A 16,613-nucleotide genomic window follows, 5' to 3' on the forward strand; every position below is an offset into this window, starting at 1 on the left:
GAAATGGGCGCCGCCACAGGCTTCCATCACGACGGTGCAGGGTTCCAGTTTCGCCAGATATTGGGTGAGCGCTGCCCGCGTAAACTTTTTGCGGTGAACCTCGTGGCCGCGATCATCTTGGGCATGCAGATGAAAGGAGTGTTTTCCGAGGTCGATGGCGGCAATAGCTACGTTGTTCATGGCAATGATCTCCGATGAGCCCCCTGTGAAAGCTTAGTGGGCGATCACAGGGGGCAGCGGGGGTAGCCATTTCATTAGGGGGTGAGGGGAATGCACAAATCGCAGGCATAAAAAAAGCACCCCGAAGGGTGCTTTTTTGTCGCTGGAGGCTTAGCGCTTCAGCGAGGCTGGCAGGTGCGGCTGGATGGCCGTCAGTACTGCTTTGAAGCACTTGGTGTTACCGGCAACGACGTGGCCTTTTTCAAGGAATTCGTGACCGCCGGTGAAGTCGCTGATCAAGCCGCCAGCTTCTTGAATCAGCAAGGCACCTGCAGCCATGTCCCACTCGGACAGGCCCGACTCCCAGAACGCGTCGAAACGACCGGCAGCCACGTAGGCCAGGTCCAGGCTTGCCGAACCAGCGCGACGGATGCCAGCGGTCTGGCCAACCAGGGCGCGGAACATGCCCAGGTAGTTCTCGAGGTTGTCCATCTGGTCGTCACGGAACGGGAAGCCGGTACCCAGCAGGGCGCCTTCCAGGCTGGTGCGGCCGCTGACGCGCAGGCGACGACCGTTCAGTTGAGCGCCGCGACCACGGCTGGCGGTGAATTCTTCCTGGCGAACCGGGTCCAGAACAACAGCGTGTTCCAGGCGACCGCGGTATTTGCAGGCGATGCTGACAGCGAAGTGAGGAATGCCGCGCAGGAAGTTGGTGGTGCCGTCCAGCGGATCGATGATCCACAGGTATTCTTCGCCTTCGATGCCGTTGCCGGCGTGCATGCCGGTTTCTTCACCCAGGATCGAGTGGTTTGGGTAGGCCTTGCGCAGCGCATCGATGATTTTCTGTTCGGCGGCGCGATCCACCTCGGATACATAATCCTTGGCGTCTTTTTCGTCGACCTTGATGGTATCCAGGCGCTCGATGGAGCGGAAAATCAATTCACTGGCGCTGCGGGCGGCGCGCAGCGCGATATTCAGCATGGGCTGCATGGATGTGTCACCTAAGGTTGTTAAAGAAAGCCGGGCATTCTATCAGAACTTTTCTACAGGTGAAGGTTGGTGTTCGCTTTCATAGCTTAACGGTAGTAGGAACTGTAAGATTCGGCTCCCTATTTCTGTGTTCGAGAACGCCTCCCGTGTTGCATAACATTCGTGTCGTCCTGGTCAATACCAGCCATCCCGGCAACATCGGCGGGGCTGCGCGTGCCATGAAGAACATGGGCTTGTCGCGGCTGGTGCTGGTCGAACCCCGGTTATTCCCGCATCACGAAGCCGACGCTCGTGCGTCCGGTGCCGGGGATATCCTTGAAAGCGCGCAAGTCGTCGCCACCTTGGAAGATGCCTTGGTCGGTTGCAATCTGGTGCTCGGTACCAGCGCGCGTGATCGTCGCATCCCCTGGCCGTTGCTCGACCCCCGCGAATGCGGTGTGAAAGTGGTGGAGGAGGCGGGGCAGGGTGCCGAGATCGCTTTGGTGTTCGGTCGTGAAGACTCCGGCCTGACCAATGAAGAGCTGCAGCGATGTCATTATCACGTGCATATCCCCTCAGACCCTGAGTTCAGTTCGCTGAACCTGGGGGCGGCGGTGCAGGTGTTGAGCTATGAAGTGCGCATGTCCTGGCTCGCGGCCCAAGGGCAGCCGAGCAAGGTCGAGAAGGAAGAAGTCGCGTCCACCAAAAGTGGCGAGCTGGCGACCATGGATGAGCTGGAGCGATTCTATGAGCACCTGGAGCAAACCCTGGTGGCCATCGAATTCCTCGATCCGGAAAAACCGCGACACTTGATGGCGCGCCTGCGCCGGTTGTACGGACGTAGCTCGGTCAGCCGGGCAGAAATGAATATATTGCGTGGCATCCTCACGGAAACCCAAAAAGCGGCCCGTGGCGAGCTTCTAAAGCGGAAGGATTAAAAATGTTCGAGCGTTTGCGTGAAGATATCCAAAGCGTTTTCCATCGTGATCCGGCAGCGCGCAACGCCTTTGAAGTTCTGACGTGCTACCCCGGCATGCACGCCATCTGGATCCATCGTTTGTCCGCGATGCTGTGGCGCGCGGAACTGAAGTGGCTGGCGCGGCTGGTATCGAACTTCGGTCGCTGGTTGACCGGGATCGAGATCCATCCGGGCGCCAAGGTAGGTCGTCGCTTCTTTATTGATCACGGGATGGGCATCGTTATTGGTGAAACCGCCGAGATCGGCGATGACGTCACTATTTATCAGGGCGTGACCCTGGGCGGCACTAGCTGGAACAAGGGCAAGCGTCACCCGACCTTGGGTGATGGCGTCGTAGTCGGGGCGGGCGCGAAGGTGTTAGGTCCGTTCACTGTCGGTGCCGGGGCCAAGGTGGGCTCCAATGCTGTCGTGACCAAGGAAGTGCCGCCGGGTGCCACTGTGGTGGGTATTCCGGGGCGAATCATCGTCAAGTCTGATGTCGAGCAAGATGCCAAGCGCAAGGCGATGGCCGAGAAGATTGGTTTTGATGCCTACGGCCTCAGCGAAGACATGCCTGACCCGGTGGCGCGTGCCATTGGTCAGCTGCTCGATCACCTGCAGGCGGTCGATGGTCGTCTGGAAGGCATGTGCGGGGCGCTGACGGATCTGGGCAGCAATTATTGTGCGAAAGATCTACCTGAGCTGCGTGAAGAAGACTTTGCGTGTGTGAAGGACAAGGATCAGAGTCAGGCCAGCTGAGCCGAGTCGACTTCTATCGCGGGCAAGCCCGCTCCCACAAGGTCTCGGGTGAAGCACCGGTGGTGTGAGCGCCAAAAATCCCTGTGGGAGCGGGCTTGCCCGCGATGAAGTCGACTCGGTGCCACTGGCTGTTTGTGGCCAGTCTTTGCTATGATGCTGCCGCTCTTTTACGGGTAAACCTGACTAAAGTACTAGGTCTTATAGTTGACTTAAATACTCGGGAATTGCATACTCGCCCCATTCCGAACTCCGTGGTAATTGTCCATGCGACTGACTACAAAAGGCCGATACGCCGTGACCGCCATGCTCGATCTGGCGTTGCATGCGCAGCACGGGCCGGTGTCCCTGGCCGATATCTCCGAGCGCCAAGGCATCTCCCTGTCCTACCTCGAACAGCTTTTCGCCAAATTGCGCCGCAGCAATCTGGTCTCCAGCGTCCGTGGTCCGGGTGGCGGCTACCAGCTGTCCCGCGACATGCAGGGCATCCAGGTCGCCCAGGTGATCGATGCGGTGAACGAATCGGTCGATGCAACCAAATGCCAGGGCCAAGGCGATTGCCATTCAGGCGATACCTGCCTGACTCACCACTTGTGGTGCGACCTGAGCCTGCAGATTCACGAATTTCTGAGCGGTATCAGCTTGGCTGACCTTGTGACTCGCCGTGAGGTACAAGATATAGCCCAGCGTCAGGACCAGCGCCGTTGCAACAGCAAGGCGCCACGCCTGGACAAGATTGAAGCGTCCGCCGTCGAATGACAGCCAAAGAGCTAACGGCACGCCAGCCAGCCTGATTTAGGAGATTATCCATGAAATTGCCGATTTACCTTGATTACTCTGCGACCACCCCGGTTGATCCGCGTGTTGCGCAAAAGATGAGTGAATGCCTGCTGGTCGACGGAAACTTCGGTAACCCGGCGTCCCGTTCCCACGTGTTTGGCTGGAAAGCTGAAGAGTCCGTCGAAAACGCCCGTCGTCAGGTCGCAGACCTGGTCAACGCCGATCCGCGTGAAATCGTCTGGACCTCCGGTGCCACCGAATCCGACAACCTGGCAATCAAGGGTGCGGCGCATTTCTATGCCACCAAAGGCAAGCACCTGATCACCACCAAGATTGAGCACAAGGCTGTCCTCGACACCATGCGCCAACTGGAGCGTGAAGGCTTCGAAGTCACCTACATCGAGCCGCGCACCGACGGTCTGGTCACTCCAGAGATGATCGAAGCAGAGCTGCGTGACGACACCATCCTGGTTTCGGTCATGCACGTGAACAACGAAATCGGCACCATCAACGACATCGCAGCCATCGGCGAACTGACCCGTTCCAAGGGCATTCTGTTCCACGTCGACGCCGCTCAGTCCACCGGCAAGGTCGACATCGACCTGTCGAAACTGAAAGTCGACATGATGTCGTTCTCGGCTCACAAAACCTATGGCCCTAAAGGCATCGGCGCACTGTACGTCAGCCGCAAGCCGCGTGTTCGCATCGAAGCGACCATGCACGGCGGCGGTCACGAACGTGGCATGCGTTCCGGTACCCTGGCGACTCACCAGATCGTTGGCATGGGTGAAGCTTTCCGCGTGGCCAAAGAAGACATGGCTGCCGAAAACGTACGCATCAAAGCCCTGAGCGACCGCTTCTTCAAGCAGGTCGAAGGCCTGGAAGAGCTGTACATCAACGGCAGCATGACCGCCCGCGTACCGCACAACCTGAACCTGAGCTTCAACTACGTTGAAGGCGAGTCGCTGATCATGGCGCTCAAGGATCTGGCGGTATCGTCCGGGTCGGCTTGCACCTCCGCTTCGCTGGAGCCTTCGTACGTACTGCGCGCCCTGGGCCGCAACGACGAACTGGCACACAGCTCGATTCGCTTCACCTTCGGCCGTTTCACCACCGAAGAAGAAATCGATTACGCCGCGCAGAAAGTCTGCGAGGCCGTTACCAAGCTGCGCACTTTGTCGCCGCTGTGGGACATGTACAAAGACGGTGTCGACATTTCGAAAATCGAGTGGGCGGCACACTGATTTCAAGTCGCCGCGAACCGGCCCTGTAAAACCAAGGTTTGCAGGGCTTTAAGAGCGACTCTCTGATGAGTGAGGATTAAGCATCATGGCTTACAGCGAAAAGGTCATCGACCACTACGAAAACCCGCGCAACGTCGGCAAGATGGACGCGGAAGACCCGGATGTCGGCACCGGCATGGTCGGCGCTCCGGCGTGCGGCGACGTCATGCGTCTGCAAATCAAGGTTAACGAGCAAGGCATCATCGAAGACGCCAAGTTCAAGACCTACGGCTGCGGTTCGGCTATCGCTTCCAGCTCCCTCGCCACCGAGTGGATGAAGGGCAAGACCCTGGACGAAGCAGAAACCATCAAAAACACCCAGCTGGCTGAAGAACTGGCCCTGCCGCCAGTGAAAATTCACTGCTCCGTACTCGCTGAAGACGCTATCAAAGCGGCCGTTCGCGACTACAAGCAGAAGAAAGGCTTGATCTGACTTTCAGGTTTTGGCGACGAGTAAGGAGTCACCGATGGCTATCAGCATGACAGAAGCGGCTGCTCGACACGTGCGGCGCTCCCTCGACGGGCGCGGCAAAGGTGAAGGGATTCGTCTGGGTGTTCGCACCACGGGCTGTTCCGGCCTTGCCTACGTGCTGGAGTTTGTCGACGAGGTGGTTGCAGAGGATCAGGTGTTCGAAAGTCACGGTGAAAAAGTGATTATCGACCCGAAAAGCCTGGCCTACCTGGACGGCACCGAGCTCGATTTCGTCAAGGAAGGGTTGAACGAAGGCTTCAAGTTCAACAACCCCAACGTGCGCGGTGAATGTGGCTGCGGCGAAAGCTTCAATATCTGAGGCTTGTCGTGGGTACTCCTTGTCATTTCGCTTTATTTGAGCTGCAGCCGGGTTTCAATCTGGATCTCGATCAGCTGGCTACGCGCTACCGTGAGTTGGCGCGCAGTGTTCATCCGGACCGCTTTGCTGATGCTTCCGAGCGTGAGCAGCGGTTGGCGCTAGAGCAATCCGCGAGCCTCAACGAGGCCTACCAGACGCTCAAAAGTCCCCCCAAGCGTGCGCGTTACTTGCTCGCCTTGAATGGGGGTGAGCTGCCGCTGGAGGTCACGGTGCATGATCCGGAATTTCTTCTGCAACAGATGGAGTTGCGTGAGGAGCTCGAAGACCTGCAAGACAGTGCCGATCTGGCCGGTGTTGCAGCGTTCAAGCGTCGCCTGAAAACTGCTCAGGATGTACTGAATCAAAGCTTCGCGGCTTGCTGGAATGATGCGGCGCAACGTGAACAGGCCGAACGCCTGATGCGACGCATGCAGTTCCTCGACAAGCTCACCTACGAAGTGCGCCAGTTAGAAGAGCGCCTCGACGATTAACCCAGTGCCGCTCCGGTCGCACGCCTGATATACAGATAAGTCCTGATACCAATGGCCCTACTGCAGATCGCCGAACCCGGCCAAAGTCCTCAACCGCACCAGCGTCGTCTGGCTGTGGGGATCGACTTGGGCACTACCAATTCGCTGGTCGCTGCATTGCGCAGTGGTCTTTCCGAGCCTCTGGCCGACGCTGACGGGCAGGTCATCCTGCCGTCTGCGGTGCGCTATCACGCCGATCGCGTTGAAGTCGGTGAGTCCGCCAAGCTCGCCGCCGCTACCGATCCTTTGAACACTGTGCTGTCGGTCAAGCGCTTGATGGGTCGTGGTCTGTCCGACGTCAAGCAATTGGGCGATCAATTGCCGTACCGCTTTGTCGGCGGTGAGTCGCACATGCCGTTCATCGACACCATTCAGGGGCCGAAAAGCCCGGTCGAAGTCTCGGCCGACATCCTGAAGGTATTGCGCCAGCGCGCCGAAGCGACGTTGGGCGGTGAACTGGTCGGCGCAGTGATCACTGTTCCGGCTTATTTCGATGATGCCCAGCGTCAAGCCACCAAGGATGCGGCCAAGCTGGCTGGCCTGAACGTGCTGCGTTTGCTCAATGAGCCAACCGCCGCCGCAGTGGCTTACGGTCTGGACCAGCATGCTGAAGGCCTGGTCGCTATTTACGACCTGGGTGGCGGTACTTTCGATATTTCGATTCTGCGCCTGACGGGTGGTGTGTTCGAAGTGCTGGCTACCGGCGGCGATAGCGCGCTGGGTGGCGATGACTTCGACCATGCAATCGCGGGCTGGATCATTGAGGGCGCCGGTTTGTCGGCTGACCTCGATCCGGGTGTGCAGCGTCATCTGCTGCAAACGGCTTGTGCCGCCAAAGAGGCGCTAACCACGGCCTCGTCCGTCGAAGTGGCCTATGGCGACTGGAAAGCCGAGCTGACCCGCGAAGCCTTTGATGCGCTGATCGAGCCGATGGTCGCTCGCAGCCTGAAAGCCTGCCGTCGCGCGGTGCGTGATTCCGGTGTTGAGCTGGAAGAAGTGCATGCGGTGGTCATGGTCGGCGGCTCGACTCGCGTACCTCGCGTTCGCGAAGCGGTCGCTGAAGCGTTTGGTCGCGAACCGCTGACTGAAATCGATCCGGATCAAGTGGTGGCCATTGGTGCCGCGATCCAGGCCGATACGCTGGCCGGCAACAAGCGCGACGGCGATGAGCTGCTGCTGCTTGACGTGATTCCGTTGTCCCTGGGGCTGGAAACCATGGGCGGCTTGATGGAGAAGGTGATTCCACGCAACACCACCATTCCCGTCGCGCGTGCCCAGGACTTCACCACCTACAAAGATGGCCAGTCGGCCATGGCGATCCACGTGTTGCAGGGCGAGCGCGAGCTGATCAGCGACTGCCGCTCCCTGGCGCGCTTTGAATTGCGCGGCATCCCGGCGATGGTGGCTGGCGCGGCGAAGATTCGCGTGACCTTCCAGGTCGATGCCGACGGGCTGCTTAGCGTCTCGGCCCGTGAGTTGGGTTCGGGCGTGGAGGCCAGCATTCAGGTCAAGCCGTCCTACGGCCTGACCGACGGCGAAATTGCCAAGATGCTCAAGGATTCGTTCCAGCATGCCAACGACGACAAGGTCGCCCGCGTATTGCGTGAGCAGCAGGTCGATGCCCAGCGCCTGATCGAAGCGGTGCAGGGTGCTTTGGACGCTGACGGCGAACGCCTGCTCGATGCCGAAGAGCGCATGGTTATCGAGATGCAGGTGCAGGAACTGACCGAACTGATGAAAGGTACCGATGGTTACGCCATCGAGCTGCAGACCAAGCGTCTGTCGCAAGTGACCGACGCCTTTGCTGCCCGCCGCCTGGACTCGACGGTGAAAGCCGCGCTGGCGGGGCGCAACCTGAATGAGATTGAGGAATAACGATGCCGCAGGTCATTTTTCTGCCACACGAGAAGTTCTGCCCGGAAGGCATGGTTGTTGAGGCTGAGCCCGGTACATCGATCCTCGAACTGGCTCATGAACACCATATCGAGATGGAAAGTGCCTGTGGCGGCGTCTGCGCCTGTACCACTTGCCACTGCATCATCCGCGAAGGCTTTGACTCGCTTGAAGAAGCTGACGAGCTGGAAGAAGACTATCTTGATAAGGCTTGGGGTCTTGAGCGCGAGTCCCGCCTGGGGTGCCAGGCCAAGGTCGGTACGGAAGACCTGACGGTCGAAATTCCGAAATATTCGCTCAACCATGCGGCTGAAGCGCCGCACTGATTCAAGGAAGCGACATGAGTCTGAAATGGGTTGATGTGCTTGAAATCGCGATCCAGCTGGCTGAGTCCAGGCCGGAAGTGGATCCGCGTTATGTGAACTTCGTCGATCTGCACCAATGGGTGCTGGCATTGCCGGAGTTCAGTGATGATCCGACCCGCGGTGGCGAGAAGGTGCTTGAAGCCATTCAGGCCGCCTGGATCGAAGAAGCAGACTGAGTCTGCACCGTACGCAGTTAGGCAATACCAAAGAACCCGCGTATAATTCGCGGGTTTAATTTTTCGCAAATTACCGTTTCTGGAGTTACACCATGGCTGTTCAACGTACTTTCTCCATCATCAAGCCTGACGCTGTTGCAAAAAACGTCATCGGCGAGATCACCACTCGTTTCGAAAAAGCAGGCCTGCGCGTTGTAGCTTCGAAACTGAAGCAACTGTCCAAAGCTGAAGCTGAAGGCTTCTACGCTGAGCACAGCGCTCGTGGTTTCTTCGGCGACCTGGTTGCTTTCATGATCTCCGGCCCGGTTGTTGTTCAGGTTCTGGAAGGCGAAAACGCTATCGCTCTGAACCGTGAGCTGATGGGCGCTACCAACCCTAAAGAAGCTGCTGCCGGCACCATCCGCGCTGACTTCGCTGATTCCATCGACGCCAACGCTGTGCACGGTTCGGACTCCGAAGCCGCTGCTGCTCGCGAAATCTCGTACTTCTTCGCAGCTACTGAAGTAACCACTCGCTAAGCATTGGCTTAAGAGTGAAGGTGAATCCATGACTACATCGACTGTAAAAACCAACCTGCTGGGTCTGACTCAGCAGGAAATGGAAAAATTCTTCGACTCAATCGGGGAGAAGCGTTTCCGTGCCGGTCAGGTAATGAAATGGATTCACCACCTTGGCGTCGATGATTTCGACGCCATGACGAACGTCAGCAAGGCCTTGCGCGACAAGCTCAAGGCTATTGCCGAAGTTCGCGGCCCTGAAGTGGTCAGCGAGGACATTTCCACCGACGGCACCCGTAAGTGGGTGGTGCGCGTGGCGTCCGGCAGCTGCGTCGAGACCGTCTACATTCCCCAGGGCAAACGCGGCACTTTGTGCGTTTCGTCCCAGGCAGGCTGTGCCCTGGATTGCAGTTTCTGCTCCACCGGCAAGCAAGGTTTCAACAGCAACCTCACCGCCGCCGAAGTCATCGGCCAGGTGTGGATTGCCAATAAATCGTTCGGCAGCATCCCGGCAACCGCCGACCGTGCCATCACCAACGTGGTGATGATGGGCATGGGTGAGCCGCTGCTGAACTTCGATAACGTCGTTGCAGCCATGCATCTGATGATGGACGACCTGGGTTACGGCATTTCCAAGCGCCGTGTGACCCTGTCGACCTCCGGCGTGGTGCCGATGATCGATGAGCTGTCCAAGCACATCGACGTCTCCCTGGCGTTGTCCCTGCACGCACCGAATGACGCATTGCGTAACCAATTGGTGCCGATCAACAAGAAATATCCGCTTAAGATGCTGCTCGAGTCGTGCCAGCGCTACATGTCGTCCTTGGGCGAAAAACGTGTGCTGACTATTGAGTACACCTTGCTCAAGGACATCAACGACAAGGTTGAACATGCCGTTGAGATGATCGAGTTGCTCAAGAACATCCCGTGCAAGATCAACCTGATTCCGTTTAACCCGTTCCCGCATTCCGGTTACGAGCGCCCGAGCAACAACGCGATTCGCCGGTTTCAGGATCAGCTTCACCATGCAGGCTTCAATGTCACCGTACGCACCACCCGCGGTGAAGACATCGATGCCGCGTGTGGCCAATTGGTAGGGCAGGTGCTGGATCGCACCCGTCGCAGCGAGCGTTATATCGCCGTGCGTGAATTGAGCGCAGAAAACGATATGGCGCAGAACGCCGCGAAATAATTCAAGAGAGGATCTCTATGTCCCTGCGCTTCGCGCTGCTTTTGCTGTGGGCCAGCCTGTGTGCTGGATGTGTCCTGTCGGGCGATTTCAACCCGATGAAGACCAGCAAGGGGCGCGATGAAGCACGTGTGGCTTACGTGCAGTTGGGGTTGGGGTACTTGCAACAAGGCATGACAGAGCGCGCCAAAGTCCCGCTGAAAAAGGCGTTGGAACTGGATAGCTCGGACCCTGACGCCAACGCAGCGCTGGCTCTGGTGTTCCAGGCCGAAATGGAGCCTGAACTGGCCGACCAGCATTTTCGCAAGGCACTGTCTTCCCGTCCCGACGATGCGCGAATCCTGAACAATTACGGCAGTTTTCTTTTCGAGGAAAAACGTTACAAAGAGGCGTACGAGCGCTTTGAGCAGGCCGCCGCCGATACGCTGTATCCTGAGCGTTCGCGAGTATTCGAGAACCTGGGAATGACTGCATCAAAGCTGGGTGAGCGTGATCTCGCGCAGCAGCAACTTGAAAAAGCCCTGCGTTTGAATCGCCAACAGCCACGTGCATTGCTCGAAATGGCTGAGTTGTCCTTCGAAGACAGGCATTATGTGCCCGCGCGTGACTATTACGATCGTTTTAGCCTGCTGACCGAGCAAAATGCACGTAGTCTATTGCTCGGCGTTCGGCTGGCAAAAGTGTTCGAAGATCGCGACAAGGCTGCAAGTGCAGGCCTGCAACTAAAACGACTCTATCCCGGTACGCCGGAATATCAGCAATACCTGTCGGAGCAATGATGAAAGCGGCGCATCCCGAAGTTGTAGCAGCGAATCGCGTTAACCCCGGTGAGACTTTGCGCCAGGCCCGCGAAAGCAATGGCTGGTCGCTGGCCGAAGTGGCCCTCAAGCTCAACCTCACCGTTACCTCCTTGAGCAATCTGGAAGCCGGCGCATTCGACAAGCTGCCTGGGCATACCTTCGCTCGCGGTTATATCCGTGCGTACGCCAAATTGCTGGGCATGGATCAAGCCGTTCTTGTGCAGCAGTTCGACCAATCCACCGGCACTGATTCCCAAGGCAGCAGCGTTCATAGCCTTGGGCGTATCGAAGAACCGGTCCGGGTTTCCCATACTATTTTGCGAATTGTCAGCCTGTTGCTGCTGATTGCGGTGATTGGTGGCGGTTTTGTCTGGTGGCAGGATCAAACGTCACTGCGCACCAAGGACTTGATCGGTCTGAGCCCGGAACACGTTGAAGTGGAGGGCGCCGACGGCACCACCCAGATTCATCCGCTGGACGAGCCGGAAGACCAGGCTGTCGCGGAAGGCCAGGCTGACAACGCTACTGCGCTGGCTTTGCCGCAAGCCGAGACGTCCTCTGAAGCGCCGGCTGAAGCTCAAGCCACTGCGCCTGTTGCCGCACCGACGGCACCAACACCTGTTGCTCCTGCGCACAACGCCGCTCCGGTTGCCGTCACCCCGACCCACAGCACGGCGCCTGTTGTCTCCGCGCCGGCCACCCCGGCTCCGACTGTTCCAGCTGTTCCGGCCCCAGTGGTGACTGCTCCTGTGGCGCCGACCACTCCGGCTCCTGCTCCGGTTACGACAGCGCCAGTGGCTGGCCAGGGTCAGGTTCAGTTGCAGTTCACTGCTGATTGCTGGACGCAAGTGACCGATGGCTCCGGCAAGGTGCTGTTGAGTGGTCTCAAGCGTAAAGGCGATAGCGTTTCCGTCAGCGGCAAGCCGCCGTTTTCCGTGCGTCTGGGCTTCGCCCGTGGCGTGCAGGTCAGCTACAACGGCCAGGCGGTTGATGTTGCTCCGTTCACCAGTGGCGAGACTGCTCGCCTGAAGTTGGGTCAATAAGTCATGCACGGCGAATCTCCAATCAAACGTCGCGAATCCCGCAAGATCTGGGTCGGTAACGTGCCTGTTGGCGGCGATGCGCCTATCGCTGTGCAGAGCATGACCAACAGCGACACCAATGACGTCGCTGCCACGGTCGCACAGATCAATCGTCTGGAAGCGGCAGGCGTCGACATCGTGCGTATTTCCGTACCGGACATGGACGCCGCCGAAGCTTTCGGCAAGATCAAGCAATTGGTCAAAGTGCCGTTGGTGGCCGACATCCATTTCGACTATCGGATCGCATTGCGCGTCGCCGAACTGGGCGTCGACTGCCTGCGAATCAACCCGGGCAACATCGGCCGTGAAGATCGTGTACGCGCCGTGGTCGATGCCGCTCGTGATCGCGGGATTCCGATCCGCATCGGCGTCAATGCCGGTTCCCTGGAAAAAGACCTGCAAAAGAAATACGGCGAGCCGACGCCGGCCGCACTGGTCGAGTCCGCCCTGCGCCACGTTGAACACCTTGAGCGCCTGAATTTTCAGGACTTCAAAGTCAGCGTGAAAGCCTCCGACGTGTTCATGGCCGTCGAAGCCTACCGCTTGCTGGCCAAGGAAATCGTCCAGCCATTGCACCTGGGCATCACCGAAGCCGGTGGTTTGCGTTCAGGCACAGTGAAATCCGCCGTGGGCCTCGGTATGCTGCTCGCCGAAGGGATTGGCGATACTATTCGCATCTCGTTGGCGGCTGACCCGGTCGAGGAAGTAAAAGTCGGCTACGACATCCTCAAGTCCCTGCACCTGCGTTCCCGTGGCATCAACTTCATCGCCTGTCCGAGCTGCTCGCGGCAGAACTTCGATGTGGTCAAGACCATGAACGAACTGGAAGGGCGTCTTGAAGACCTGCTGGTGCCGCTGGATGTCGCGGTCATCGGTTGTGTGGTCAACGGGCCGGGTGAAGCCAAGGAAGCCCATATTGGCTTGACCGGCGGTACGCCCAACCTGATTTACATCGACGGCAAGCCGTCGCAGAAACTGACGAATGACAATCTGGTGGATGAGCTTGAACGCTTGATCCGCCAGAAAGCGGCCGAAAAGGTCGAAGCCGACGCTGCCGTTATCGCGCGTGGCTGAGCCGGACTAAAGAGCCGAACGAATTTAAGGATTTAAAGTGAGCAAGTCTCTGCAAGCCATTCGTGGCATGAACGACATCCTGCCCGAACAGACTCCCCTGTGGCGTCATTTCGAGGGCACCGTTTCGCGTCTGCTGGATAACTACGGTTACAAGCAGATCCGCATGCCGATCGTCGAGTTCACCGAGCTGTTCAAGCGCTCCATCGGTGAAGTGACCGACATCGTCGAAAAAGAGATGTACACCTTCGACGACCGTAACGGCGACTCCCTGACCCTGCGCCCCGAAGGCACGGCAGCCTGCGTGCGTGCAGTGCTTGAGCACGGCATCACCGGCGGTGGTCAGGTGCAGAAACTCTGGTACATCGGCCCGATGTTCCGTCACGAGCGCCCGCAGAAAGGCCGTTATCGCCAGTTCCACCAGATCGGTGTCGAAGTGTTCAACCTCGACGGTCCGGACATCGACGCCGAGCTGATCGTGCTGACGTGGCGCCTGTGGGGCGAGCTGGGTATCCGTGATGCGGTCAAGCTCGAGCTCAACAGCCTGGGGACTGCCGAGTCGCGCGGTCGCTACCGTGAAGCGCTGGTCGAGTTCCTTTCCGCGCATCTGGACAAGCTGGACGAAGACAGCCAGCGTCGTCTGAAGACCAACCCGCTGCGGGTTCTCGATACCAAGAATGCCGACACGCAAGCCATCCTGGTGGACGCGCCAAAAATGGCCGACTACCTCGACGACGAGTCCCGCGTGCACTTTGAAGGCCTGAAGGCTCGCCTGGACGCCGCCGGTATTCCTTATGTCATCAACCCGAAGCTGGTTCGCGGGCTGGATTACTACAGCAAGACCGTTTTCGAATGGGTCACCGACAAACTGGGCGCCCAGGGCACCGTGTGTGCCGGTGGTCGTTACGACGGTCTGGTCGAGCAAATGGGCGGCAAGCCAACGGCTGGTGTCGGTTTCGCCATGGGTATCGAGCGCCTGGTGCTGTTGCTTGAAACCCTGGAGCAGATCCCGGAAGAAATCTCCCGTCAGGTCGACGTCTACCTCTGTGCCTTCGGCGAAGCGGCAGAGATTGCCGGCCTGGCCTTGAGCGAGCGCGTCCGTGATCAATTGCCCAACCTGCGCCTGCAAGTGAATGCCGGCGCCGGCAGCTTCAAAAGCCAGTTCAAGAAGGCCGACAAGAGCGGCGCGCTGTATGCGCTGATCCTCGGTGACGACGAAATGGCCCAGCAAGTGGTAGGTTTCAAACCCCTGCGTGGCCAGGGCGAACAACAAAGCATTGCCTGGGATGCGCTTGCTGCACACCTGGCCACCTGCGTCGTGCAGGGTTGAAGCTGTCTAAACAGCCGAATTAGCGATTAAGGAGTATTGGGGTGTCGAGTACCGAAGACGAACATTTGATGGAATTGAAGGAATGGTGGTCACGCAACGGTAAGCCCCTGGTCACTGGCGGCCTGTTGGCGCTGGTTATCGTTTTCGGCTGGCAGGCGTTCCACAAGTATCAGAGCAATCAGTCGCAAGGCGCCTCGATGCTCTACCAGCAATTGCTCGAAACCACGCTGACACCTGACGGCAAGCCTGACGCAGCCCGTGTTGCCGACCTGGCCGGCAAGCTCAACAGCGAGTTCGGCGGCAGCGCCTACGCGCAGTACGGCAGCCTGTTCGTGGCAAAAGTCGCTGTCGACAGCGGCAAGCTGGACGACGCAGCCACTGAGCTGAAAGCCATTGTCGCCAAACCGGCCAACCCGGCACTGGGCGAAATCGCCCGTCAGCGCCTGGCACAGGTACTGGCCGCGCAAAACAAGGCCGATGAAGCCCTGAAGTTGCTCGAAGGCGATGCCGACAAAGCATTCCTGGCCACTCGCGAAGAACTCAAAGGCGACCTGCTGGTGCAATTGGGTCGTACCGACGAAGCGAACAAGGCGTATCAAAAAGCCAAGGCGGCACTGTCGGATGAAGCGGCGGTCGGTGGCCTGCAAATCAAGCTGGACGATCTGGCCAAAGGGGATGCGTGACGTGATTCGTTGGAAACATGCAGCATTGCTGGCTCTGGCCATTTTGGCCGCGGGTTGCAGCAGCAACAGCAAAAAAGAATTGCCGCCTGCCGAGTTGGTTGACTTCAAAGAAGAAGTGGTCCTGCAAAAGCAGTGGAGTCGTTCGATCGGTGACGGTCAGGGCGAAACCTACAACATGCTGGTACCGGCGATCGATGGCTCAACCATCTATGCGGCCGACGTTACTGGCGTGGTGATGGCGATGGATCGCAGCAATGGCGACGTCAAATGGAAGAAAGATCTCGAACTGCCTGTTTCCGGCGCCGTTGGCGTGGGTTATGGGCTGGTCATGATCGGCACGCTCCAAGGCGAAATCGTTGCCCTGGACGCGGTCAACGGTGACGAGAAATGGCGCGCTCGCGTGACCAGTGAAGTCCTCGCACCGCCGGCCAACAACGGTGACGTGGTTGTGGTTCAGACTCAGGACGACCGTCTGATCGGCCTGGATGCCGCGACCGGCAACCAGCGCTGGTTGTATGACAGCACGCCTGCGGTCCTGACCCTGCGCGGCACCAGTGCGCCGATCGTGACCAACCGTATGGCCGTGGCTGGTCTGTCGACCGGTAAAGTGGTCGCTCTCAATATTTCCAACGGCGTGCCGGTGTGGGAACAACGCGTAGCGATTCCACAAGGCCGTTCGGAGCTTGAACGTGTGGTCGATATCGACGGCGGTCTGCTGCTGTCCGGCGGTACGTTGTACGTCGCCAGCTACCAGGGTCGCGTTGCAGCTCTGGACCTGGAAAGCGGTCGTCAGCTCTGGCAGCGCGATGCTTCCAGCTATGCCGGTGTCGCCCAGGGTTTTGGCAACGTTTACGTGAGCCTGGCTTCGGGCACTGTTGAAGGCGTCGACGAGCGTTCCACAACCGCGTTGTGGAGCAACGACTCGCTGGCCCGCCGTCAACTGTCGGCACCGGAAGTGTTCTCCAGCTACGTTGCAGTCGGCGATATGGAAGGCTACCTGCATCTGCTGAGTCAGGTGGACGGTCGTTTCGTCGGCCGCGAGCGCATCGACAGCGACGGCCTGCGTGCCCGTCCGCTGGTGGTGGGTGACACGATTTATGTATATGGCAACAGCGGCAAACTGGAAGCCCTGACCATTAAGTAAAGGTTTGACTATGCTTGGGGTTTAACCCCCAAGCGGCCTTGTTCTGCAAGGCTTGCGGCGCCTTCAAGCGCTGCCCCGAGCACCAGCCGCTGCCTCGCAGCGGCTTTTGTATTTTCTG

At 58.7% G+C, this 16,613-nt stretch carries 19 protein-coding genes and 1 pseudogene; 18 read left to right on the forward strand and 2 right to left on the reverse strand.

Going from position 1 to position 16,613, the window contains the following annotated elements; all coding sequences use genetic code 11:
• A pseudogene (locus C7534_RS03075) lies at positions 1 to 180 on the reverse strand (IS110 family transposase); the annotation flags it as partial.
• A gap of 150 nt (positions 181 to 330) precedes the next feature.
• On the reverse strand, positions 331 to 1,149 hold the full coding sequence (gene suhB / locus C7534_RS03080) for a type III secretion system regulator SuhB (RefSeq protein WP_109784974.1): 819 nt from the start codon (positions 1,147 to 1,149) through the stop codon (positions 331 to 333).
• A gap of 146 nt (positions 1,150 to 1,295) precedes the next feature.
• On the opposite strand from suhB, the gene trmJ reads away from it, so the two are divergent.
• The 18 genes from trmJ to bamB all read left to right on the forward strand — a co-directional run bounded on the left by trmJ (position 1,296) and on the right by bamB (position 16,495).
• On the forward strand, positions 1,296 to 2,066 hold the full coding sequence (gene trmJ / locus C7534_RS03085; protein ID WP_109784975.1) for a tRNA (cytosine(32)/uridine(32)-2'-O)-methyltransferase TrmJ: 771 nt from the start codon (positions 1,296 to 1,298) through the stop codon (positions 2,064 to 2,066).
• 2 nt (positions 2,067 to 2,068) lie between these two features.
• Positions 2,069 to 2,845 carry a serine O-acetyltransferase gene (gene cysE / locus C7534_RS03090; RefSeq protein ID WP_109784976.1) on the forward strand — a complete coding sequence of 259 codons (777 nt, stop codon included), beginning with the start codon at positions 2,069 to 2,071 and terminating at the stop codon, positions 2,843 to 2,845.
• A 264-nt stretch (positions 2,846 to 3,109) separates the two neighbouring features.
• The gene (gene iscR / locus C7534_RS03095; RefSeq protein ID WP_007948177.1) at positions 3,110 to 3,601 is read left to right on the forward strand and encodes a Fe-S cluster assembly transcriptional regulator IscR; all 492 of its coding nucleotides are present in this window, start codon (positions 3,110 to 3,112) and stop codon (positions 3,599 to 3,601) included.
• 50 nt (positions 3,602 to 3,651) lie between these two features.
• Complete coding sequence (locus C7534_RS03100) at positions 3,652 to 4,866, forward strand: IscS subfamily cysteine desulfurase (protein ID WP_046026628.1); 1,215 nt, start codon at positions 3,652 to 3,654, stop codon at positions 4,864 to 4,866.
• A gap of 85 nt (positions 4,867 to 4,951) precedes the next feature.
• Positions 4,952 to 5,338, forward strand: a complete 387-nt coding sequence (gene iscU / locus C7534_RS03105; RefSeq protein WP_003443374.1) for a Fe-S cluster assembly scaffold IscU — start codon at positions 4,952 to 4,954, stop codon at positions 5,336 to 5,338.
• A 34-nt stretch (positions 5,339 to 5,372) separates the two neighbouring features.
• Positions 5,373 to 5,696: an iron-sulfur cluster assembly protein IscA gene (gene iscA, locus C7534_RS03110; protein ID WP_003227904.1), complete on the forward strand. Its 324-nt coding sequence runs from the start codon at positions 5,373 to 5,375 to the stop codon at positions 5,694 to 5,696.
• Positions 5,697 to 5,704: 8 nt separating this feature from the next.
• A complete protein-coding gene (hscB, locus tag C7534_RS03115; protein WP_046026627.1) occupies positions 5,705 to 6,226 on the forward strand; it encodes a co-chaperone HscB in 522 nt (173 codons plus the stop codon).
• A gap of 51 nt (positions 6,227 to 6,277) precedes the next feature.
• Positions 6,278 to 8,140: a Fe-S protein assembly chaperone HscA gene (gene hscA / locus C7534_RS03120; protein ID WP_109784977.1), complete on the forward strand. Its 1,863-nt coding sequence runs from the start codon at positions 6,278 to 6,280 to the stop codon at positions 8,138 to 8,140.
• 2 nt (positions 8,141 to 8,142) lie between these two features.
• Positions 8,143 to 8,484, forward strand: coding sequence for an ISC system 2Fe-2S type ferredoxin (gene fdx, locus C7534_RS03125; protein ID WP_109784978.1), 342 nt, complete (start codon positions 8,143 to 8,145; stop codon positions 8,482 to 8,484).
• A 14-nt stretch (positions 8,485 to 8,498) separates the two neighbouring features.
• Positions 8,499 to 8,699 (forward strand): Fe-S cluster assembly protein IscX, encoded by a 201-nt coding sequence (iscX, locus tag C7534_RS03130; protein ID WP_007903597.1) that lies wholly within the window; start codon positions 8,499 to 8,501, stop codon positions 8,697 to 8,699.
• Positions 8,700 to 8,791: 92 nt separating this feature from the next.
• Positions 8,792 to 9,217: a nucleoside-diphosphate kinase gene (gene ndk / locus C7534_RS03135; protein WP_007916882.1), complete on the forward strand. Its 426-nt coding sequence runs from the start codon at positions 8,792 to 8,794 to the stop codon at positions 9,215 to 9,217.
• 28 nt (positions 9,218 to 9,245) lie between these two features.
• Complete coding sequence (gene rlmN, locus C7534_RS03140; protein ID WP_007948172.1) at positions 9,246 to 10,388, forward strand: 23S rRNA (adenine(2503)-C(2))-methyltransferase RlmN; 1,143 nt, start codon at positions 9,246 to 9,248, stop codon at positions 10,386 to 10,388.
• Between the two features lie 17 nt (positions 10,389 to 10,405).
• Positions 10,406 to 11,164, forward strand: a complete 759-nt coding sequence (gene pilW / locus C7534_RS03145) for a type IV pilus biogenesis/stability protein PilW (RefSeq protein WP_077431311.1) — start codon at positions 10,406 to 10,408, stop codon at positions 11,162 to 11,164.
• Positions 11,164 to 12,228, forward strand: a complete 1,065-nt coding sequence (locus C7534_RS03150; protein ID WP_109784979.1) for a RodZ domain-containing protein — start codon at positions 11,164 to 11,166, stop codon at positions 12,226 to 12,228. Before pilW ends, C7534_RS03150 begins: the two co-directional genes overlap by 1 nt.
• Positions 12,229 to 12,231: 3 nt before the next feature.
• Positions 12,232 to 13,341, forward strand: coding sequence for a flavodoxin-dependent (E)-4-hydroxy-3-methylbut-2-enyl-diphosphate synthase (gene ispG, locus C7534_RS03155; RefSeq protein ID WP_007944259.1), 1,110 nt, complete (start codon positions 12,232 to 12,234; stop codon positions 13,339 to 13,341).
• 37 nt (positions 13,342 to 13,378) lie between these two features.
• Positions 13,379 to 14,668 carry a histidine--tRNA ligase gene (gene hisS / locus C7534_RS03160; RefSeq protein WP_046026621.1) on the forward strand — a complete coding sequence of 430 codons (1,290 nt, stop codon included), beginning with the start codon at positions 13,379 to 13,381 and terminating at the stop codon, positions 14,666 to 14,668.
• A 41-nt stretch (positions 14,669 to 14,709) separates the two neighbouring features.
• Entirely contained in the window at positions 14,710 to 15,351 is a 642-nt protein-coding gene (locus tag C7534_RS03165; RefSeq protein ID WP_046026620.1) for a tetratricopeptide repeat protein, read from the forward strand.
• Positions 15,344 to 16,495 carry an outer membrane protein assembly factor BamB gene (gene bamB, locus C7534_RS03170; RefSeq protein ID WP_046026619.1) on the forward strand — a complete coding sequence of 384 codons (1,152 nt, stop codon included), beginning with the start codon at positions 15,344 to 15,346 and terminating at the stop codon, positions 16,493 to 16,495. Before C7534_RS03165 ends, bamB begins: the two co-directional genes overlap by 8 nt.
• Positions 16,496 to 16,613: the final 118 nt, after the last annotated feature.

This window comes from Pseudomonas sp. OV226 (assembly GCF_003148705.1).
In the GTDB taxonomy this organism is placed as follows: domain Bacteria; phylum Pseudomonadota; class Gammaproteobacteria; order Pseudomonadales; family Pseudomonadaceae; genus Aquipseudomonas.